The 21,478-nt window shown below is 56.2% G+C and carries 20 protein-coding genes; 7 read left to right on the forward strand and 13 right to left on the reverse strand.

All coding sequences use genetic code 11. The features are described 5' to 3' along the window. The first annotated feature begins 90 nt into the window (after nt 1-90). Entirely contained in the window at nt 91-1,143 is a 1,053-nt protein-coding gene (locus tag DPF_RS01720; RefSeq protein WP_083254398.1) for an FUSC family protein, read from the forward strand. Between the two features lie 268 nt (nt 1,144-1,411). Next, nucleotides 1,412-3,259, forward strand: a complete 1,848-nt coding sequence (gene typA / locus DPF_RS01725; RefSeq protein ID WP_069857148.1) for a translational GTPase TypA — start codon at nt 1,412-1,414, stop codon at nt 3,257-3,259. Between the two features lie 132 nt (nt 3,260-3,391). Here the strand turns inward: typA and nifJ are convergent, their stop codons facing one another. The 5 genes from nifJ to DPF_RS01750 form a co-directional block, all read right to left on the reverse strand. Further along, complete coding sequence (gene nifJ / locus DPF_RS01730) at nt 3,392-7,045, reverse strand: pyruvate:ferredoxin (flavodoxin) oxidoreductase (RefSeq protein ID WP_069857149.1); 3,654 nt, start codon at nt 7,043-7,045, stop codon at nt 3,392-3,394. 727 nt (nt 7,046-7,772) lie between these two features. Beyond that, the gene (locus DPF_RS01735) at nt 7,773-8,807 is read right to left on the reverse strand and encodes a glycosyltransferase family 9 protein (RefSeq protein ID WP_069857150.1); all 1,035 of its coding nucleotides are present in this window, start codon (nt 8,805-8,807) and stop codon (nt 7,773-7,775) included. Between the two features lie 138 nt (nt 8,808-8,945). Next, nucleotides 8,946-10,076, reverse strand: coding sequence for a glycosyltransferase family 4 protein (locus DPF_RS01740; RefSeq protein WP_069857151.1), 1,131 nt, complete (start codon nt 10,074-10,076; stop codon nt 8,946-8,948). 319 nt (nt 10,077-10,395) lie between these two features. Then, complete coding sequence (locus DPF_RS01745; protein WP_069857152.1) at nt 10,396-10,689, reverse strand: putative quinol monooxygenase; 294 nt, start codon at nt 10,687-10,689, stop codon at nt 10,396-10,398. Between the two features lie 35 nt (nt 10,690-10,724). Beyond that, nucleotides 10,725-11,276, reverse strand: coding sequence for a nitroreductase family protein (locus DPF_RS01750; protein ID WP_069857153.1), 552 nt, complete (start codon nt 11,274-11,276; stop codon nt 10,725-10,727). Between the two features lie 269 nt (nt 11,277-11,545). Here DPF_RS01750 and DPF_RS01755 point away from each other — a divergent pair, with 269 nt between their 5' ends. Further along, nucleotides 11,546-12,466, forward strand: a complete 921-nt coding sequence (locus tag DPF_RS01755) for a LysR family transcriptional regulator (RefSeq protein ID WP_176724138.1) — start codon at nt 11,546-11,548, stop codon at nt 12,464-12,466. Between the two features lie 188 nt (nt 12,467-12,654). Here DPF_RS01755 and DPF_RS01760 read toward each other — a convergent pair whose 3' ends face one another. The 4 genes from DPF_RS01760 to DPF_RS01775 form a co-directional block, all read right to left on the reverse strand. Beyond that, nucleotides 12,655-12,969, reverse strand: a complete 315-nt coding sequence (locus DPF_RS01760; RefSeq protein ID WP_069857155.1) for a hypothetical protein — start codon at nt 12,967-12,969, stop codon at nt 12,655-12,657. A gap of 102 nt (nt 12,970-13,071) precedes the next feature. Then, nucleotides 13,072-13,536 (reverse strand): hypothetical protein, encoded by a 465-nt coding sequence (locus DPF_RS01765; protein WP_141721034.1) that lies wholly within the window; start codon nt 13,534-13,536, stop codon nt 13,072-13,074. Then, nucleotides 13,523-14,491, reverse strand: coding sequence for a 4Fe-4S dicluster domain-containing protein (locus DPF_RS01770; RefSeq protein WP_069857157.1), 969 nt, complete (start codon nt 14,489-14,491; stop codon nt 13,523-13,525). Before DPF_RS01770 ends, DPF_RS01765 begins: the two co-directional genes overlap by 14 nt. A gap of 162 nt (nt 14,492-14,653) precedes the next feature. Then, nucleotides 14,654-15,016: a hypothetical protein gene (locus tag DPF_RS01775; protein ID WP_069857222.1), complete on the reverse strand. Its 363-nt coding sequence runs from the start codon at nt 15,014-15,016 to the stop codon at nt 14,654-14,656. 224 nt (nt 15,017-15,240) lie between these two features. On the opposite strand from DPF_RS01775, the gene DPF_RS01780 reads away from it, so the two are divergent. Beyond that, nucleotides 15,241-16,263, forward strand: coding sequence for an FAD-dependent oxidoreductase (locus tag DPF_RS01780; protein ID WP_069857158.1), 1,023 nt, complete (start codon nt 15,241-15,243; stop codon nt 16,261-16,263). Nucleotides 16,264-16,266: 3 nt separating this feature from the next. Then, nucleotides 16,267-17,190, forward strand: a complete 924-nt coding sequence (locus DPF_RS01785) for a cation diffusion facilitator family transporter (protein WP_141721036.1) — start codon at nt 16,267-16,269, stop codon at nt 17,188-17,190. A 14-nt stretch (nt 17,191-17,204) separates the two neighbouring features. Here the strand turns inward: DPF_RS01785 and DPF_RS01790 are convergent, their stop codons facing one another. Continuing rightward, nucleotides 17,205-17,882, reverse strand: coding sequence for a protein-L-isoaspartate(D-aspartate) O-methyltransferase (locus tag DPF_RS01790; protein WP_069857160.1), 678 nt, complete (start codon nt 17,880-17,882; stop codon nt 17,205-17,207). A 116-nt stretch (nt 17,883-17,998) separates the two neighbouring features. On the opposite strand from DPF_RS01790, the gene DPF_RS01795 reads away from it, so the two are divergent. After that, entirely contained in the window at nt 17,999-18,529 is a 531-nt protein-coding gene (locus tag DPF_RS01795) for a YeeE/YedE thiosulfate transporter family protein (protein ID WP_069857161.1), read from the forward strand. A 68-nt stretch (nt 18,530-18,597) separates the two neighbouring features. Beyond that, entirely contained in the window at nt 18,598-19,122 is a 525-nt protein-coding gene (locus DPF_RS01800) for a DUF6691 family protein (protein WP_069857162.1), read from the forward strand. A gap of 118 nt (nt 19,123-19,240) precedes the next feature. Here DPF_RS01800 and ylqF read toward each other — a convergent pair whose 3' ends face one another. From ylqF to DPF_RS01815, 3 genes are read right to left on the reverse strand one after another with little or no spacing between them, the layout of a single operon-like run. Then, nucleotides 19,241-20,074: a ribosome biogenesis GTPase YlqF gene (ylqF, locus tag DPF_RS01805; protein WP_069857163.1), complete on the reverse strand. Its 834-nt coding sequence runs from the start codon at nt 20,072-20,074 to the stop codon at nt 19,241-19,243. Between the two features lie 13 nt (nt 20,075-20,087). After that, nucleotides 20,088-20,783: an endonuclease III gene (gene nth / locus DPF_RS01810; protein ID WP_069857164.1), complete on the reverse strand. Its 696-nt coding sequence runs from the start codon at nt 20,781-20,783 to the stop codon at nt 20,088-20,090. Beyond that, nucleotides 20,767-21,465 (reverse strand): metal-dependent hydrolase, encoded by a 699-nt coding sequence (locus DPF_RS01815; RefSeq protein ID WP_069857165.1) that lies wholly within the window; start codon nt 21,463-21,465, stop codon nt 20,767-20,769. The genes nth and DPF_RS01815 overlap by 17 nt, the downstream gene beginning before the upstream one ends. Between the last annotated feature and the right edge of the window lie 13 nt (nt 21,466-21,478).

Below are 21,478 nucleotides of genomic sequence, written 5' to 3' on the forward strand. Positions count from 1 at the left end.
GGGTTGCGGTTGACCAAGACCGGTCCGGTGTCCGCTCTGATGCTGTCTCGCAACTCGACAGTTTGTATGGAAAAACAGGGAATTAATTCTATGTCGTTTATTGATCCTGACTCGCATCTGGCCATGATTCGTCACGGGGTGAAGACCGGGCTGGCTGCCGTGCTGGCCTGCACCATTGCATGGCTTTGTCATTTGGAATTCTCTTATTGGGCAGGCCTTTCGGCCGTGATTGTCATGCAGGTCAATGTGGCCGATTCCATCCGCATGTGTCTGTACCGCTTTTCCGGCACTGCCGTGGGGGCTTTTATCGGGATGGTGGCCATTGTACTTTTTCCGGAAAACCGGGTGATGACCATGGCGGCCCTGTTCTGCTCCGTGGGCTTTTGCGCGTACATGACCCGGTACAGTGCCAGGTATCGTATGGCGGCCATTACCGTGTGCATTGTGGTGCTGGCCAGTATTGGAGAGGAAAGCCGCCTTGTCTTTGGTATGCTTCGGGTGGTGGAGATCGGTGTGGGAGTTGTTGCCGCCTTTGTGGTGAGCGTCCTGCTGTGGCCGGTGCGCGCGGGCAATGCCCTTCGGGCACGGCTCAGGAATCGTTTCAACGAGTGCGCTGATGCCTATAAACAGCTGGTGAATGCATTTTTGTCCCTGCAGACCGAAGTGGATCCCCACCTGTTTGACGGGTTTCTCAGGGATGTTCGCCAGGATCGCAGCCTGTACCAGTCAATGGTCCGTCACGAACGGTGGATGTATCATGAAGATGTGGATGTGCTGGGACTCAGGGTGCGCACTCTGGAAACCTGCGGGACCCATCTGCAGACCATGCTCCATGCCCTCAACAGTGTGGAAGGACAGGGGTATGAGATTATCATGGAACAGGAGCTCCGGGATTTGGTGGCTGCCACCCTGGCCGTCATGGAGTCCATGGGCGCGGGCCATGTGCCTGATATGGACGACCTTGCCCGGGCCTTTGACCGGGCCGAAGCTCGCTTGCTGGAATTACGCGAAGGCGGTGCCACCCGGCGATTCCATTTGCAAAAGCTCATTCAGTTTTTTGCCTTTTACCACGGTACCCGGGCCATAGCCAAAACCATCCTCAATCATGGACGGGAGTTTTCAAGGCTTTCCGCTGCCCAATGATGGGTATCTGTCTGAAATGCCCCTGGGTGTACCCGGGAAAACAAAGTGGATGGCGGCACAAGGGCATCTTGGAATTATTCTTGCTTTTCCTCACTGATTTGCCTATGAGTTTGGCGCGTGACTGGAAAGGTTCAGGAACGGTTCAGCATGGCTGTTGAGCCGTTTTTTTATTGGAACCGTTGCGTCACAACGGCCAACAGCATGAACAGCCGTGCAAGCGTATCTCTGCAAGTGCGCAGAGTTCACATACAATCAAGGATAGTAGACAATGAATACTTTGAAACAGAATCAGCATATCCGCAATATCGCCATTATTGCCCATGTTGATCATGGCAAGACCACCCTGGTGGACAACATGTTCAAGCAAAGCGGTGTGTTCCGCGAGGGCCAGGACGTGGACGAACGGGTCATGGATTCCATGGATCTTGAGCGGGAACGGGGGATCACCATTGCGGCCAAGAACTGTGCGGTCCTGCACGACGGGGTCAAGATCAACATCATCGACACCCCTGGCCATGCCGACTTCGGTGGCGAGGTGGAGCGCTCCCTGTCCATGGCCGAGGGCGCCATCCTGTTGGTGGATGCGTCCGAAGGTCCCTTGCCCCAGACCCGATTTGTGCTGAAAAAAGCCTTGGAGGCCGGCCTGGCCATTATCGTGTGCATCAACAAGATCGACCGCAAGGACGCCCGGCCAAGCGAAGTTCTTGACGAGGTCTATGATCTGCTCATTGATCTGGATGCCTCGGAGGACCAGCTGGATTTTCCCCTTCTTTACACCATCGGCAAGCTCGGGGTGTCCAAGGCTGCACCCGAGGATGCCGACGGCGACTTGAGCCTGCTGTTCAAGACCATTGTCAAGGAAGTACCCCCGCCGAGTTATGACGAGCAGGAACCTTTTCAGATGCTGGTTTCAGATCTTGGCTATTCGGATTATCTGGGTCGCCTGGCCGTGGGCAAGGTGTTCAACGGGGTGGTCAAGTCCAATGAATCCCTGGTCTGCCTGAACGATGCCGGAGAGGCTGTTCCCCTGAAGGTTTCCAAACTTCAGGTATACGAAGGCATGGGGTATCAGGAGGTCAAAGAGGTTGGTCCCGGTGATATTGTCGTGCTTTCGGGGATTGAGGATGTGAAGATCGGCGATACCATCTGCACCAAAGAGCATCCCAAACCGCTGCCCAGGATCACCGTGGACGAGCCCACGGTTTCCATGCGTTTTGGCATCAATACCTCGCCCTTTGCCGGACGGGAAGGCAAGCTGGTGCAATCACGGGTTATCCGGGACCGTCTGCTCAAGGAAACCCTGCTCAATGTGGCCATCAAGGTGGAGGAGACCGAGGAAAAAGACTCCTTTGTGGTCAAGGGCCGGGGGGAATTTCAGATGGCCATTCTCATCGAGACCATGCGCCGGGAAGGATTTGAGCTGACCATTGGTCGGCCCGAGGTCATTTTCAAGACCAAGGACGGCAAGCGACAGGAACCCATGGAAAAGGTGTTCATTGACTGCGAGGAAACCTTCATGGGCGTGGTCACGGAAAAACTGTCCATGCGCAAGGGCAAAATGCTCAACCTGGTCAACAACGGCAAGGGGCGCGTCAGAATGGAGTTTTCCATTCCTTCCCGAGGCCTTATCGGGTACAGGGATGAGTTTTTGACCGACACCAAGGGGACCGGGATCATGAATTCCCTGTATGCAGGATATGGAGACTATTGCGGTGATATTCCGGGACGGTTTTCCGGCGCTCTTGTGGCCGACAGGCAGGGTGTTGCTGTTGCCTATGCCCTGTTCAACCTGGAACCTCGCGGCCGTCTTTTCTGTGTTCCCGGGGATCCGGTTTATGAAGGAATGATTGTGGGTGAGAACAATCGGGACAACGATATTGACGTGAATCCGTGCAAGACCAAGAAGCTGACCAATATGCGGGCCTCGGGCAAGGACGATGCCGTGGTACTCACTCCGGTTCTGCCCATGACCCTGGAAAAGGCCATTCATTTCATCAAGGAAGATGAATGTGTGGAAGTAACCCCCCAGAGCATCCGCCTGCGCAAGGCCGTGCTCTCGGCTCGGGACAGGCATTCCATGGCCGGGGCGGCCAAGAAAAAGAAGCAGATGTCCTGACAGCAGTTGTGGAAAGCCCCTTTGTTCATCACAGATGGGGCCGGCGGTTCGACAGGACAAGCCATATATGCCAGCAAGGGCCGGGGATGTTCACATCCCCGGCCCTTGTTATTGGTTTATCCGTTGTTCTGGCTATTTGCCGGCTCTGCCGTCATCGCACGGACCATTGTTCTTGGTGGGCCGGGCGTGTTCGGCAGTTGAGGTGACTTCGCAGTGTTGCCCATTCTCCTCCGAAGGGGTTTTCACGGGCACATCTGCTGGCTCAGGTTGTTCGCAAGGCGTTTCTTCGGCCAACCTCTTCAGGGTTTCGTACCGTTTCAGGTAATCGACCTCAATGGCCGAACGCAGTTTTTTGGATTCTTCCGGAAAGGTTCGTTCCAGCAAGCCGTACCGGTTTTCACCGGACAGGAATTCCTGCAGGGTGCCATCGGGCTCCTTGGAGTCCAGGATGAACGGATTCTTTCCTTCATCGGCCAGCTGGGGATTGTATCGGTACAGGGGCCAGTACCCGGCACTGACTGCCAGCAGTTCCTCATGCTGGGTTTTGCCCATGCCCTTTTTGATCCCCTGATTGATGCACGGGGCGTAGCAGATGATCAGGGACGGTCCGGGGTAGCTTTCAGCTTCAGTAAAGGCCTTGAGCAGCTGCTGCTTGTTGGCACCCATGGCCACGGAAGCGACATACACATATCCGTAGGTCATGGCCATGCGACCCAGATCCTTTTTGCCGGTTTTCTTGCCCGAAGCCGCGAATTTGGCAATGGACCCCAGGGGCGTGGCCTTGGATGCCTGACCGCCGGTATTGGAGTAGACCTCGGTATCCATGACCAGCACGTTGATGTCTTCGCCCGAGGCCAGTACGTGGTCCAGACCGCCGTAGCCGATGTCATAGGCCCAGCCGTCACCGCCAAAGACCCAATAGGATTTCTTGGTAAAGAGGTCTTCCATGGACAGGATTTCCTGGAGCAGGTCGTTGGCCGGGGCCTGTTTGAGCAGGGTCCGGAGCCTGTCTCCATGCTCCCTGGAGGCGTCGGCATCGTCCTTGCCGGCAAGCCATGCCTGCATGGTTTCCTTGAGCTCGGCAGGCAGATCGGTTTCCAATGCCTGGGTGATTTTGGTCACCAGGGTATTTCTGCGCTGGTTCATTCCCAAGGAAATACCATAGCCGAACTCGGCCGCATCTTCGAACAGTGAGTTGCCCCAGGCAGGACCATGACCGTTCTTGTTGGTGCAATAGGGCATGGACGGCGCTGAAGCCCCCCAGATGGACGAACACCCTGTTGCGTTGGCAATGATCATCCGGTCGCCAAAGAGCTGGGTGAGCAGTTTGACATAAGGGGTTTCCCCGCATCCGGCACAGGCTCCGGAAAACTCCAGCAAAGGCTGCTGGAACTGGCTGCCCTTGAGGGAAGCCCGCTTCATGAGGTCGTCCTTGATAGGAATGGTCTGGGCAAAGTCGAAAAGAGGTACCTGTTCCTCGCGTTGGGAGTCCAGGGGTTTCATGACCAGGGCCTTTTCCTTGGCCGGGCAGATATCCGCGCAGTTGCCGCATCCCAGGCAGTCCAGTGTGTTCACCTGGATGCGGAAATGCATGCCCTTGACATCCTTGCCCATGGCCGGTTTGGTCGTAAATCCGGCCGGTGCCTTGGCCAGTTCTTCGTCCGTGAGCAGAACCGGACGGATGGCCGCATGGGGGCAGACCATGGAGCATTGGTTGCATTGGATGCAGTTGTCCACGATCCATTGGGGGACATTGATGGCCACCCCGCGTTTTTCGTATTTGCTCGTGCCCAGAGGGAAGATGCCGTCGGGGGCGAACGCGCTCACCGGCAGTTTGTCACCCTGCTGGGCGATGATGGGCCGCATGACGTTTTTGATGAAATCGGGTTCGTCGTGCTGGGGAGCTGGTTCGTCCACAGCGTCCTTCCAGGATTCGGGCACGTTGACCTTGATGAGGTTGTCCACGGACTGGTCCACGGCAGCGATGTTCATGTTGACGATCTTGTCGCCCTTTTTCCCGTAGGTGGTCTTGATGGATTCCTTGAGCAGGGCCACAGCTTTGTCAAAGGGGATGACCTCGGAGAGCTTGAAAAAGGCGGTCTGCATGATCATGTTGATCCGGCCGCCCAGGCCGACACTTCCCGCGATTTTCACGGCATCAATGATGTACATCTTGAGGTTTTTCTCGGCAATGGTCCTGCGCATGCTGGCAGGCAGTTCCTTGTCCAGCTCCTGGGGAGACCAGTGGCAGTTGAGGACAAAGGTTCCCCCTTCCTGGATATTTTCCAGAATGTCGTAAAGATGCACGTAACTGGGGTTGTGGCAGGCAATGTAATTGGCCGACTCCACCAGATAGGTGGACTTGATGGGTTGCTGGCCAAAACGGAGATGAGAGATGGTCAACCCGCCGGATTTCTTGGAATCATAGGCAAAATAGCCCTGGGCGTAGAGATCGGTATTATCCCCGATGATTTTGATGGCGCTCTTGTTGGCTCCGACAGTGCCATCGGAACCAAGGCCCCAGAACATGCACTGGACCGTGCCTTCGGGGGCAGTGGAAAAGGCCGAGGGAATCTCCAGGGAGGTGTCCGTGACATCGTCCACAATACCCACGGTAAAATGGTTTTTGGGGGTGTTGCCGAGCATGTTGTCAAAGACCGCCTTGACCATGGCGGGGGTGAATTCCTTGGATCCCATGCCGTAGCGGCCGCCCGTGACAAGGGGCATTTCTCCCTGTTCCATGAATGCGGTGCACACGTCCTGGTACAGGGGATCACCCAGGGCGCCGGGTTCCTTGGTCCTGTCCAGAACCGTGATCCGTTGGGCCGTGGCCGGCAGGACGCGCAGGAAGGCCTCGGAGACAAAGGGACGGTACAACCGTACCTTGACCAGACCGACCCGTTCTCCCGCCTTGTTCATGGTATCCACCACCTCTTCAATGGTTTCGCAGGACGAGCCCATGGACACGATGACCCGCTCGGCTTCGGGATGACCCACATAATCAAAGAGTTTGTAGTTGCGTCCGGTCAGGGCGGAGACCTGGCGCATGGAGTTGATCACGATTTTCGGCAAAGCCTGGTAATAGGCATTGGCAGCTTCGCGGCCCTGGAAATAAATGTCCGGATTCTGGGCCGTGCCCCGGATGTGGGGATGTTCCGGATTCATGGCCCGGGCCCTGAATTCCCGGATCTTGTCGTGGTTGGCCAGTCGGGCCATGTCCTCGTAATCAATGATTTCGATCTTCTGGATTTCGTGGGACGTCCTGAATCCGTCAAAAAAATGCACAAAGGGCACAGAGGATTCAATGGCCGCCAGGTGGGCGACCAGTGCCAGGTCCATGACTTCCTGGACCGAGGCCGAGGCGAGCATGGCAAATCCGGTCTGCCGAGCGGCCATGACATCGGCATGGTCGCCGAAAATGGACAGGGCGTGTCCGGCAATGGCCCGTGCCGTGACATGGAAGACCCCGGGCAAAAGTTCCCCGGAAATCTTGTACATGTTGGGGATCATGAGCAGGAGGCCCTGGGAGGCCGTGAACGTGGTTGTCAGGGCACCTGCAGCCAGGGAACCGTGTACTGCGGCCGCTGCTCCTGATTCAGCCTGCATCTCCCGAATGGTCAGGGTGTTGCCGAAAATATTCTTGCGTCCCTTGGACGCCCATTCGTCCGCGATTTCACCCATGGGAGAAGACGGGGTGATGGGATAGATGGCTGCGGCGTCACTCATTGCATAGGCCACGTGTGCGGCAGCAGTGTTGCCGTCCATTGTTTTCATTGTCTTGGCCATGAAGTTACTCCTTGGGTGTTGAGGATGTCTCAAAAAGATGTAGTATAGTTGTTTTTGGTCAGGGAATGCGCAAAACGGCCATGCTCCCGGATATGGTTTGGGTTACATGGAGATTGGAGCAGGGCCTCGTATCGTTGCAGGAGCGTCATCCGGGTACCTGGATTGCATGGGTCGCAGGATCGCAGGAACAGGTGAGCAGGGGAGGATGTTGGCACGATATCCATGGCCCATGGCCACGCGAAAGCCCTGTTGTGCAGGGACGCTTGCGGTTGATCATGTCCCTGCTTCTTACAGAAAAACCGGTGCACGGACAAGAGCAAAGCAGGAATTCTTATGCTAATGGCCGATTTTGTTTATTAAATGGCAATATGTCCAATGTTGTGAAGCAAAGAGGTCAGTGGAAGGCGTTCAGGGAGAAAATGAACCTTTTGCGGGCGGGAGATGCCGCTTACGGGGCTGGGGGCAATGGCGTCAGCACGCCGGAGGAGAGCATCTGCATCCCGGTTTCCTTCCCTGGCCTTTGTCTTCTGAACAGGGATGAGGCCGATAGTTCACCCTACCTTGTGCGGGCGGGTTTTTCAAGGACATTTGATTCTTTTTCGGGTTGGTGGATGCGGGGTGGTTGCCGGCATCGGTTCAACCCGGCGGCACAGCATGCGTCTCAGAGTTGTCTGGGCGCCAGAAACAGCCTGTTGCCGGGTGCCCCTGGTGGTGTGTTTCATCATGGTCAGATCCTGTTTATCCGGTTGAGGATGGCGTCGAGAACCGTGGTCACGTTGATCTCCCGCATGCAGGCAATATCACGTGAACAGTTTCCCTTGCCGTGCAGCGAACAGGGGGAACAGGGGGTGTTCATGGAGATGACCTTGTCTCTGGGTCCTGACGGATAAAAGCCCCATTGACGACAGGTCGGTCCAAACAAGGCCACTACAGGGGTGCCCACTGCCGTACCCAGGTGCATGGGACCGGAATCGCCGGAAACCAGGACCTGGACCTGCTTGAGGATGGCCGAGGTCTGGGCGAGATTGGTTTCATTGGTCAGATCCAGATCGGGAAGAGCCGGGGTTGGTTCGCAAGGGTCTGAATCTGGCCGGACAAAGGGAACCTCGCTTTGGCCTATGATCAGGGTTTTGATGCCTTTGGCATGCAATCTGGACACAAGCTCGCACCAGTGTTCCCGGGGCCATTGCTTGGCCTTGTGAGTGGCATACGGGTGAAGGGCAACCAGGGGGTGATCCCCCAGGGGGGCAAGAACCTTCCTGGCCCATGTTTGGTCCTGATCCCGCAAAAAGATGCGTGGGACCAGCTCCCTGGAGGAGGGAGCTACAGGTTCCCGGGCCAGGCTGTACCGCTGGGGGACATTGATTGCATCCAGTCGTTTTCTGGAAGGTTCATGCCGGAAATATTGATACAAACGGCGGGATCCTCGCAGTTTGGGGTATCGGAATACCCGGGATGGCCACATGGCCCCGAGCATGCTCGAACGCAGGGTGCCATGCAGATCAATCAGGGGAATGTTGCCGTACCGTTTCCGAAGAAATCCGCAAAAGCGGAGCCATGGCCAGAAAGGCTTTTCCGCCTGGGTCACGGAAATGACATCAATGATGGCAGGATGCTCAAGAAGGATGGGCAGCATGGACTGGGTGGTGACAAAGTAAAAGGTCCACCCGTGCTTGCGGTGCCAGTAATCGAGCACACCCGTGGTCAGGACAATATCGCCGAGATGGCTCAAGCGGATGACAAGAAAAGATGTGTCGGTCATGGAAGGATGGGTCTATCCGTGGGCTGAAAGGGTTTGTAAGGTTGGATTGCAGGTGGTTGAATCATAACAATCAGATGACTGCTCGTCGTATCAGGAGATTCAGGAAATAACGAGATCTTTGGTGTCGTGGTGCTGTGTTCAGGGGAGCAGGGAAGTGTAGACGTTCATCATGTTTTTGGCAACCTGGTGCTCATGAAAATGCAAGGCATGCTCATATCCTTTATCCCGCATGGTTGCCGCCAGGTTGGAATCGTCCAGAACCCGCGCAATGGCCTGGCTGAGTTCATCCACATCGCCCGGAGTGGTGTACAGGCAATGGGGGCCTCCGGCTTCCCGGAAACAGGAACCCGTGGAGGTAATCACCGGGGTTTTGCTGAACAGGGCTTCCAGGATGGGAATGCCGAAACCTTCAAACAGGGACGGGTACACAAACAGATCGGCCATCTGATAGATGCCCGGAAGATCCTTGCCAGGGACCTGGCCCAGCCAGGTGACTTCCTGGTCCAGATGTTCCTGGGCAATGGCCGCATGCAGTCGGGTCATGTACCCTCTGTTGCCAGTTCCCACAAGGACCAGGTGTGGTCTGGATTCCCGGGGAATCCGTCCCAGGGCGTGAATCAGGGTGATCACATTCTTGCGTTCGGCCAGGGAGCCCACATACAGGATGTAGCGCGAGGGCAGGTCGTGTTTTTTTCGGATTGTCTGCCGCGTGTCATCACCAATCCGGTCATAGAATCGCTTGTCACAGGATTGGTAGACCACCTTGATCTTGTGCTCATCCATGTTGAAAAACTCGATCAGGTCGCGTTTGGTCTGCTGGCTGATGGCGATGATCGTGTCGGACCGGGAACAGCTTGACCGGTATTTGGCTGTATACACGGCCACATCAAGCCGGTTGTACAGTTCCGGATGCCTCAGAAAAATGAGATCGTGCATGGTGACCACTTTTTTGGTGGTCTGGGGCAGACCATAGGGGATTTCATGGGAAAGCCCGTGAAAAATGTCCAGGGCGTCCCGGGTTGTTTCCCGACCAAGGAGAAAGGTCCGCCACAAGGGCGCGAGCATCCGGCCTGTGGGAAGCCCTGGAGTGCGCACATGGACATGTTCGCCCGGCTGGAGAATCCCTGAACGGTCCGATGTACGTGGAGTGTACAGATAGTAGTCGTTTTCCGGAAAATAGGTATGCAAAAGCCGCACGGTGGTCCGGCTGTAATTGCCAAGACCCGTGGCGTTGAGAAAATATCGTTTGGCGTCGAATCCGATATGCATGAGGCGTGATCCATGGGGTGCACCGGGCAGGCCAGGCAATATCCTGTACCTGCACCCGGAGGGGAAGATTCCCTCTAATAGTTGAAGGGACAAACAGCAAGTCAAAGGCGTAGAGGCGCTTGGAGGAGATGGATCACTCGGATAAGTGCGCTGCGTGAGGGGCCCTGTTGGTTGAGTCCCTGATTTGGATAGCGAAAATACAAAGAGGATCGAGTTGGACCATCCGGGCCGCACCCTGGCACAGGGTGCGGGCCCGGGGGATGGCGAGTCGGTGGCCTGGAGGCATCCTGCATCATGATGTCTCCAGGCTACGCGGTTGTCAGGCGATACGGGTCATTTCGTGAAGCACAAAATCAGCAACAGCTTCTTGGGTTGCGGCCATGAACTTCTGGAGAGGGGGGCTGTCCATGTGGGCCTGCCAGAGTTCCCGGGATTCCCATATTTCGTAGAAAACGAAGATTTCCGGTTTGTTGTTGTCCTGGTGGAGGTCGTACTGGACGCATCCTTCCTGGTTGCGGGTGATGTCGATGAGTTGAAGAAGTTGGGATTTGACCAGATCCTCGTGTTCTTTGTTGGCCTGGATACGTGCGACGATGATCAATGGTGTGCTCATGTGGGTATTCCTTTGCAAAGAGATATGATCATTGTTTACACAAACCTGACGATTTCATCCACGCCTTTTCGGGGCGTTGCCGCGGGATGCTGGCCGTCTTCATAGCCGTAGACAATGAGGGCGGCCACGGTCTCTTCCTCGGGCAGCCCAACGATCTGGGAGATGGATGCCTCGTCAATGACACCGAAAATGCAGGTTCCCACTCCCTTGGCATGGGCTGCCAGGCAGAATGTTTGGCAGGCTATGCCCGCATCGAATACTTCCCAGACATTGGCCTTGGAAGTTGCATACTCGTCCTTGTCCACATTGAGCTTGCCGCTTTTCCCCTTGACAAAGCTCAATACGGCAACGCCCTGGGCATTCTCAAGGGTCTTGATATTGTACACAAAACCCTTGACCCCGTCTGTTGCCAGTTTTTTGATGATTTCATCAGAGTCCACCAAGGTGTATCGGGCAATCTGATAATTTGCCCATGAAGGTGCCCAGCGAGCAATCTCGATAATTTCCTTCATGGTTTCCCTAGCCACTTTTGTAGGCTTGTATTTGCGAACACTTCGACGTTCCTTGATCATTTCGATTGCATCCATTGTACATACTCCCTTGTTTAGCGTTATGGTATGGTTTGATCATTCCAGGTTCGGGCCACCCTGCATCTCCCGAGAGAGATCGAGGCGTGGTGTCCAGGCAGTCACGTAAGGTTTGATCAGCGATGAGTACAACGAGTAATTGGAATCGAAACTATGAGCAAAACAAATTGATTATTGTTTCATCAAGCTCGATCAACATGTCGGGCATTGTTCTTTCTAGCAGACATAAACGGTTTCGTACAATAAAAATACAAAGAGGAGCCATGAGCATGACCAATCGATCACCGTTCAAGCTGGACACAGACCTGATAACCCTTCGTTCCCTTGTGGCGGTGGTCGAGGAAGGGGGATTTTCCGCTGCCACAAAGCGCGTGCATCGCACGCAGTCCGCCATCAGTCTACAGATGGCCAAGCTGGAGGAACGGCTGCATGTCAAACTTCTGGACCGTACCAGCCGAAGCGTGTCGCTGACCCCTTCCGGAGAGACGTTTGTCAGCTATGCCCGGCGGATTCTCGAACTGGCCGACGAAGCCGTTTTGGCAGTCACCGCACCCGATGAACAAGAGCTCCTGCGGGTGGGATTTGCGGAATATCTTGCTCCCCAGCATCTGCATTCCCTGCTGGCCAGATTCCGCAGGTCCCATCCCCATTGTGATCTGAGCCTGGTTCTCGGATCGGGAACCGCCATGATCAAGGCGCTGGAACACGGAGAACTCGACATGGTCTTTGCCGGTCCCGAAGGGGAAAACGGACAACTTCTCTGGGAAGAACCCCTGGTCTGGACCGGGATGAAGGAATCCGTGGATCATGATGGAGCACCCCTTGAGCTTGTCCTGATGCCTCCTCCCTGCTGGTATCGTCAAAAGACCTTTGATGCACTGGCCAGGGCGTCCAGACCATGGAAACTTTCTGTGGAAGCCAATTCCGTACAGGCGGTTCAGTCTGCCGTTCGTGCCGGTCTTGGGGTGAGTGTCCTGCCCCTTTCAGCAGTGCAAAGCGACATGTTGCTTGCTTCAGACAGTCTGCCGGCATTACCCGACACTTCGGTCATGATCTATGTTCAACAGGATTCATATCAACCTTATGCCAGAAGGCTCATTGATTTTCTTCTTGCGGGAATCGAAGAGAACCTTGAAAACCGCACGGTCATGCTCATGCAGGCCACAAGCACCAGGGTACATGGGAATTGATCCCCGGGTTCATGGTTGGGTCTGTTTGTGTTCCGGACGGGTTGTTGGCGAAAACGAGGGATAGTGGGCGTGAGGTGGCGGGCAAAAAGGGCGGTGAGTCTCATGTTGTGTCACAGGCCCAGTGGGAAGCGTCCCGAGAAAGGGTCGGGATAAACCTTGCAAGCCCTGTTGTCGTTTTTGGGTAAGAATCACTGTTCTCTGGAGGGGGGTGGGGGAGAGGGTTCCCTGGGGCAAGCAGGAGGCAGAAAGCGGTTTTTGAACAGGATGGCAGCCACAAGGGCCGTGGAAATCCAGGCAGAACAACGCAGCAGCACGTGGAGGTCGTGGCCGAAAAGGGTTATCTGGGCGGCCCAGATGCGGCAGAAAAAGGAGAGGGCCAGGAGGGAAAAGGTCAGGGAAGCAAACAAATGGTGTGTTTTCCTTTGTTTGCAATACAAAAAGGAAAACACGAGAAAATGCGTTATGAAAATGGCCAGCAGGGTTTTGAGCCAGAAAAGAGACATGAAGGGTCCTCAAGACAGGGGTCAGGGAAGAGGGGACAACTCGCCCGGCCATGCAGGCTTGCCGGCGTATTGGTGAAAGGGCTCGGGAGTTGATTTGTCCGGTCAGGATCGGGGAATCAGAATTTTCCTGCGGCCAAGGGCCATGATTCCGCTGACCATGCCCAGGACAAGAACAAGTCCGAGATGGAGCCAGTCCACCCACATGGTTGTTGTGGGGCTGAAGTGCATGCCTGGCTGGTTTTTCATCACCCGCATGATCCCGGTCACAACAATGCCCGACCAGAGTCCCAGACTGAACAGGCCGCAGCGGGTGATTTGCCAGCGCGAGCGCCACACCGTGGCATAGACAATGATCACATAGGTGAAAAAGGCCAGAAGCAGGGCGGCCAGCAGGTAATGGATCCGGTGATTCAGGTAGTAATCAGCGGTCCAGGCAAATCCCGGGACATCAGCCAGATAGTAGCGCTTGAAAATGGGCATCTGGGCAAATCCCGTAAACGCAAGGCCGAACACCACCAGGTGATACATGTGCCTCACCATCCGTGCAGGGCGATCACTTCTTGGCATGGTCATCCCCCTTGTGATCATCCTGTTGCAGGGCCCGAACCGTATGCAGAATGCCGGCAGCCACCCCGGCTGCCGGGGCAAAGATCAACGCACGCAACAGCTTGTCCTCCGGGGCCATGGCATTATCCACCGGCTGGAATCCCGGTCTGCCAGGCCCCTTGTCAATGACCTTGTCAATCTCTTCAAAGGGCACCGGAGAGACATACAAGGTGTTGGTGCCGCCGTTTTCGGTTTCTCCGTAAATGAAACCGTTGGTTTTTTCCGCCAGTTCATGGGCCATGGCAAGGATCTCGGACCGCGGACCAATGGTCTGGACGTTTTCCGGGCAGGCCGTGATGCACGCCGGCACTTCCCCCTTGTTGATCCGGTCATAGCACCGGTCGCATTTGTACATGACCCCGTTTCCGGCAAAGGACGGGGCCAGCTGGAGATACAGACCCACGCCGGTTTGGCGCTCCGGAATATGCCAGGGGCAGACCGATTTGCATTTGGAACCGCCCAGACAGATTGTGTCGTTGATTCTGACGATGCCGTTGTCCTGTTTCAGGGCTGCCCCCCAGGGGCACAGGTTGGCGCAGGGCGGGTTGGTGCAATGCAGGCACCTGCGGGGAATGGTCAGCTCGTACTCCCGGCCCTGCCATGTGACATCGGCGTACTGGATGTACAGCCAGTTGTACGGGGTGAGCCGGTCATCGACATCCTGCCTTTCCGACCAGTCGGCAACCTTGACCCGATCCGGATACATTTTGGGAAAGGGCTTCTGGGGGTTGGGATATTTGTGCTGGTTGGCCTCGCGACAGGCGGCCACGCACTCCCCGCATCCAATGCACTTGCCAATGTCGAGAAGCGTAGCCAGTTCTTCGCCCCGGGCCACGGCACCGGCCGTGGAGGGAAGAACCGAACCCAGTCCGGTGAGGGCAAGACTCTGGAGAAAACGGCGTCGGGAAATGGACATGCGTACTCCTGCAGGTTGGCAACTGGAAGATCGATGGCAGAAGGAACGTGTGTCGTCAAGTTGGTGCACGTTGTTTACAGGGATGACGCGGACATCCGGGCAGCCACCCGGACCCGCGGGCGGGCGATGGAGACAGCCCCGGATGCCCGCCTGACATGGGGCCTAGCCGCGGATTTTGGCGTTGGTCTTTTCGTTGTTCTTTGCCAGATGAATGTATCGATTGACTGCAGCCTGGGCGAACCGTTCAAGAACCCTGTCCAGGTCGGAATCGTTCATGGCATGGGCAAAGGCGGGTTGCGAGGTCAATGCTTCCGCAATGTGCAGACACGGAGTCTCTCCGGGAGCGAGCACGATGTGTTCCCTTTCAAAGTTGATTTCATCGCCGAATATTTTGTCGAAGAGATCACGCAGGGTCTGGAAAAAGAATTTTTTGACGTCCTCGGTGGATTCGGCCTTGCCGAGTTTCATTCTGAACGTGGGGAATGCCTGGTTTTCAAATCGGGTGAATGAAGTCTGTTCGCTCATGGCCATGTCTCCTGCTGGGTTGGTGATCTGATTGGCGTATGGTTACGCCCCTGGATCGTGGGGGAAAGAGACTTGTCGCCTTGCATAGGATGTTTTCCCAAAAAAGGCAACGACACGCGAAATTCTACGTGGTGATTGCACTTTTTTACGGGTTCGGCCCGTTTTCTGACGATTGCGGTTCGTTGCGACCTGTCGTAGGCAGACAGGAAGTCAAGGAGCACGTTTTGAAACATGGACACAATCTCAAGAACCGTTACGATGTTGTCATTGTGGGGGCTGGCCCGGCCGGATTGGCCTGTGGCATGGGGTTGCGGGATACTAGGCTCTCGGTCCTCATTCTCGAGCGCAAGGATGTCATCGGTCCCAAGACCTGTGCCGGCGGATTGACCCATTTGGCCCAGAGCTTTCCCGTATCCCTGCAACAGGCACGGACGTTTCCCCTGCAACGGATCGTGGCGGGAAGACACCGTTTTTTCCTCCGGCTGGCCCACCCCCTCAAGACCATGACCCGGGAAGACCTGGCCGCGGCCCAGCTGAAAGAGCTCCGAAACCGGTCAAACATCCACATCCGAACCGGGGTCAGGGCTGTTGGCATGGATGGCGACAGACTGCGAACTTCCCATGGGGATGTCAGCTATCGCTATCTTGTGGGCGCTGACGGGGCCACCTCCTTTATCCGCAAGGAGCTTGGGCTGTCGTCACGCATCTGCATGGGGCAGTGCTACACCTCGCCGCGCATCACGGATCATCCCGTCTGGCATCTGGATCCCGACAACCTGCCCCTGGGGTATGTTTGGGAATTCCCCCATCGTGATCATACCAATGTCGGTGTGTACTATGATCCTCAATGCATATCGTCCGGTCGGGCCCGGTCGTATCTCGAACGATATATCGAACAACAGGGAATGGAGATCGACAAGGGGTCGTTTCAGGCAGGTGTGGTGAATCATGGCTACACGGGACACATGTTCGGCAACCGTTTCCTGGTGGGTGATGCGGCCGGCCTGGCTTCCCGGGCAACAGGAGAGGGGATTTCGTTTGCCATGACCAGCGGTCTGGAGACCGCTCGCAAGATTCTCGATCCGGCCTACCCCATGCCCGAACTCCGCCGCCTTGTCCGCCACAAGCGTATTCAGGAATCCTTTTTACAGGTCATGGATGTGTGTCCCTGGGTCAAACGACCGTTGTTCGCCCTTTTCATGCGTATGATCCGCTACCCCTGGGTACAAGAAACCGTTTTTGGATGAGCCGTGGAATATACTGACGCCATGCGTAGTTATCAGGTCCGTCGGGTTACCTGGGCGGGTCTGGTCGTCAACCTGGGACTGGCCCTGTTCAAGGGCCTTGCCGGATATTTTGGGGCCAGTCAGGCTGTCCTGGCCGACGGCGTGCACAGCCTGTCCGACTGTGTGACCGACATTGCCGTTCTCATCGGCTCCCATTACTGGTCCAGGCCGCCTGATGCCGAACACCCCTATGGACACGGGCGGTTTGAAACCGTGGTGACCATCATCATCGGGCTGGCCCTGTTCGGAGCGGCCCTGGGTATTGGCTGGGAGGCCGTGCAGGTCATCAAGGCGCCTACCCACACGATTCCCGGCTGGATAGCGGTGCTGGCGGCTGCGGTTTCCGTGTTCGTCAACGAGGCCCTGTACCGCTGGTCAGCGTACTGGGGACGGGAAGTCAAGAGTACTGCGGTGCTGGCCAATGCCTGGCATCACCGCCTGGATGCCATCAGTTCCATCCCGGCCTTCCTGGCCGTTGCCGGGGCCATTCTCATCCCTTCCTGGACCATGCTGGACAAGCTCGGAGCCCTGCTTGTGGCCCTGCTCATCGTCCAGGCCGCCTTGAGGATCATCTGGCCCGCCCTCAAGGAACTCATGGACTGGGGGGCTCCTCTGGAAATTTGCGACAAAATTCTCGAGGTGGCCCAGGGTCATCCCGAAATCATTGATGTCCACAGGATCAGAACCCGCTACCAGAGCGGGTCCATTTTCGCGGACATGCATATCGTGGTCGACGGGAGCATACCGGTGAATGACGGCCATATCATTGCCGAGTATGTGCGCAAGACCGTGATCCGGGAGATTCCCGAGGTGGTTGACGTGATAGTCCATGTGGATCCCCATCAGGCCTCGTCAATGCCCATTGAAGAGCCCTGTGCCAGAAAGTGACAACTCTTTTTTGATTATCCTTTCCTGTCTGCTCGCCATCCATATTCGCCGATCAGGGGCACAAAGGCCACGCCAAGGAGCTGATCCGTCCTGAATGTTTCGCGGGAGATGCGGGTCTGGCGGACAATGCGCTGTCCCTGTCCACGACTCCCCACCGGCATGACCAAGGTTCCGTGAAGCCCCAGTTGGGATGACAGGGGCGCTGGAATCCGTGGCCCAGAAGCGGTCACCATAATGGCGTCAAAAGGGCTCTTTTCCTCCCATCCCAGGCTGCCGTCCCCCTCACGGACTTGGATGTTGGTGATCCCCAGCTCGTCAAGCGTGGCCATGGCCTTGCGGGCCAGTTGGGGAATGCGCTCCACCGTATAGACCCGGGCGGCGATTCGGCTCAAAATGGCGGCCTGATATCCACTGCCGCATCCTATCTCCAGAACAGTCTCCTGACCATGAAGTCCCAATGCCTGGGTCATGTAGGCAACAATGTACGGCTGGGAAATGGTCTGCTCCCACCCGATGGGCAGGGGCGTGTCATCATGGGCCCTTTTCTGCATATCTCCGGGAACGAACAGGTGTCGGGGGACCTCTCGCATGGCCTTTACAACCAGCGGGTCACGGATTCCCCTGGATTCGATCTGGCTGGCAACCATGGCCAGCCGATCGGCGCGGGTCGCAGGCGTATCTCTGTCCTTCATGACCATTCCCCCTTTCAATCTCTTGATTTTCAGGATAGCATTTTAGTATGTTTGCAGGTACCCCTTTTCGTCTCTTTCAGGATACATCAGACGCAACTCTTTTCCAAGGAGGATCGATGAAAACAGAACAAGGCGCATGGAATCCGTATGTGGCTGGAGCTTTGAGCGGGCTCCTTGGGGTGTTTTCCGTTGTTGTTGCTGGCAAGTTCATGGGAGCCTCGACCACCTTTGTGCGGGCATCCGGGATGATTGAAAAGATGTTTGTACCGGAAACAGTCGCCAACACGGCCTACTACATGTCCAAGGGGCTTCAGTTCGATTGGCAGTTTCTTTTTGTCATCGGTATCTGTATCGGTTCCCTGATCGCTTCCCTGACATCGAAAACCTTTGTCTGGCAGGCCGTGCCAACGATGTGGGAGAACAGGCATGGCGGGAGTGTGGCTCGGCGGGGAGTGGTCGCTTTTGTGGGAGGCATGGTGGCCATGTACGGGGCGCGACTGGCAGGAGGGTGCCCCAGCGGTCACGGTCTGAGCGGCCTGACCCAGCTTTCGGTGAGCGGGTTCATTGCAGCGGCCTGTTTTTTTGCAGGAGGCATGCTCATGGCTGCCCTGGTTTTTCCCCGGAGCCGTCAAGAAAGACATGGCTGATTGATGAAGGATTGGGAGAATCACACAACCGGATCAAGGATATCCCACAGCATGACAAGGAGACTGGCATGGCGCTTATTTATGGATTGATAACAGGGATCGTGTTCGGCTTTCTGCTCCAGAAGGCTCGTGTCATCAGGTACGACAAGCAACTCGGAGCCTTGCGGCTCAAGGATATGACCATTGTCAAATTCATGCTTTCGAACATCATCGTGGGCATGGTCGGCATCTATATTCTGAACGATATGGGTATGGTCAGGCTTTCGGTCAAGGCGACATCCATTGGGGCCAATGCCCTTGGAGGGATTGTGTTCGGTCTTGGCTGGGGCCTTCTGGGCTATTGTCCGGGGACCGCGGCCGGGGCCCTGGGAGAGGGCCGCTGGGACGCGTTGTGGGGGATTGGCGGAATGCTTGTGGGGGCTTCGCTCTTTGCCCACACCTATCCGGTGCTCAAGTCCACCGTGTACACATGGGGAAATCTGGGAAAGATAACCCTGCCCCAGATGCTGGGCATCAGTCACTGGCCCGTGATCATCGGTCTGGTGATTCTCTATGTACTGGTGCTGGGGTGGTTCGAGAAGAAAGGACTGTGATAGGGCAGGGGTAACTGCCTGGACATGGATTGCAAGGGGGAAAATCCTTAACGTACAACGTTACAAGGCGCGACAAGCAGGTTGTTCACTCGCTTGTCGCGCCTTGAATTCCGGTCTTTTATCTTTCCTGGGGGCGTTCCAGACTGATGTGACCGATGACCCCGTTTTTGAGCTCCCTGAGGAAGAGCTCTGCAGCCTTGTGCAGATCCACCTCTCCCCCACGGACCAGGCATCCCCGTTTGCGGCCTATGGCCTCGAGCAGGGCCAGACCGTCGGCAGGAAGCTCCTTGAGCTTGTACCGTTGCATGAGCAGATCCGGGTAACGGCCCAAAAGGTGGTTGCCCGTGTACATGGCCACCTCGGGATAGCTCATGGCCGTATCCCTGATGGCGCCTGACGCGGCCAGCAGGAAGGCGCCGTGTTTGTCCTGGAGCTTGGGCCACAGGATGCCCGGCGTGTCCGAAAGGACAACCCCGTTTTTCAGATCAATGTGTTTGGGCTTGCGGGTGATGGCCGCCTGGTTGGCCGCCTTGGTGATTTCCCTGCCCACGATGGTGTTGATGAGGGTGGATTTGCCCACATTGGGAATCCCGGCCATCATCACCCGGACGGGCTTGAACAGATAATCCCGCTTGGGGGTCATTTTTTTGCAGAGGCCGATGATTTTCATGGCCTCTTTTTTGTTCTTGGCGCACATGGCCAGGGCCTTGACCCCTTTTTCGCGTTGGAAATACCCAATCCATTCGGTGGTTATCCGGGGATCGGCCATGTCGGCCTTGTTCAGGACGCGGATACACGGTCTGTCCCCCTTGAGTTCATGCAAGAGGGGGTTCTGACTGGAAAGGGGCAGTCGGGCATCAAGCACCTCCACGACCACGTCAATGGACGGCATGACCCGGGCAATGGCCTGCCTGGCCTTGTGCATATGTCCTGGGAACCAGTTGATATCCATTATGGTTTGTCCTTTATTTTTTTGATGACGTATCCTCCGATGGTATTCCGATTCTCGGACAGATATCCGTCAGATCGCATGCCGTGCACAAGGGACCCCTGGCCTTGCAAACCTTCCGGCCAAACAGCACCAGGCAGTGGTTGATATTCCCCCAATGCTGCCGGGGAACAAGAGGCATGAGATCCTTTTCCACCCGGATCGGATTGGTGGATTCGGTCAGCCCAAGACGCAGGGCAATTCTTTTCACATGCGTGTCAACGGCTATGCCCTCATGAATGCCAAAGGCGTTGGAAAGGATGATGTTGGCGGTCTTTCGGGCAACTCCTCCCAGGGTGATCAGTTCTGCCATGCTCTGGGGGACCTGGCCAGCGAACGTGTTCATAATGGTTCGGGCCGCATGAATCAGATTTTTGGCCTTGTTCTTGTAAAATCCCGTGGAATAGATGACTTTTTCAACCTCCCTGGGATCGGCCTGGGCCATGGATGCAACGTCCGGCCACCGGGCAAAGAGCACAGGGGTGACCATGTTCACCCGTTTGTCCGTGCATTGGGCTGAAAGGGCCGTGGCCACGAGGAGTTCCCACGGGGTCGACCAGTTCAGGGCAGAAGTGGGCCGGGGATATCGTTTCAAAAGACGATCCAGAACGATTGCCGCCCTGGCCTGTACCTCGGTGGGTTGTTGATTGTTCTGTTTATGGGACGAGTTCAATCTTTTCCCCCGGTTGCATGATGATCGGGCAGGTGGATGGCGCCAGTTGCCGGATTTGTTGGGAGAATTGTTCGGGATCGGCATCCAGGCTGGGAAAGGTCCCCCAGTGCATGGGTACGGCCTGACGACATTTGAGCAGGGAACAGGCCTTGGCGGCCTGGCGGGCGTCCATGGTAAAGACGCCGCCTGTGGGGAGCATTGCCAGGTCAAGGGAATACAGTTCGCCCCAGATGCTCATGTCTCCAAAGATTCCCGTGTCTCCGGCGTGATACAGGGTGAACCCGTTGTCCAGCTCGATGATGAATCCTACCGGGGTTCCTGCTTCGCAGGAATGAAAGGCCTGGGTCATGGTGATGCGGGTACCCTGAACCTCCACGGTTCCCCCGATGTTGTAGCCGATCCCGTTGACAACCAGATCCTGATCCAGCCCCTTTTTGAGCAGGGAGCCTGCCAGTTCCACCTGGGCAACAAGCTGGGCCCGGGTGCGCATGCATAGATCAAGGGCGTCGCCCAGATGGTCGTCATGATCATGGGTGAGCAGAACCAGATCGGCCTTGGTCACCTGCTGGGCGGTCATATCCGCTTTGGGATTGCCGGAAAACCAGGGATCAATGAAAATGGTCTGTTGGGGCGTGGTTATTTCGAAATTCGCATGACCATGCCAGGTGAGGAAATATGCCATGAACAACCTCCTT

This window comes from Desulfoplanes formicivorans (genome assembly GCF_001748225.1).
GTDB lineage: Bacteria > Desulfobacterota > Desulfovibrionia > Desulfovibrionales > Desulfomicrobiaceae > Desulfoplanes > Desulfoplanes formicivorans.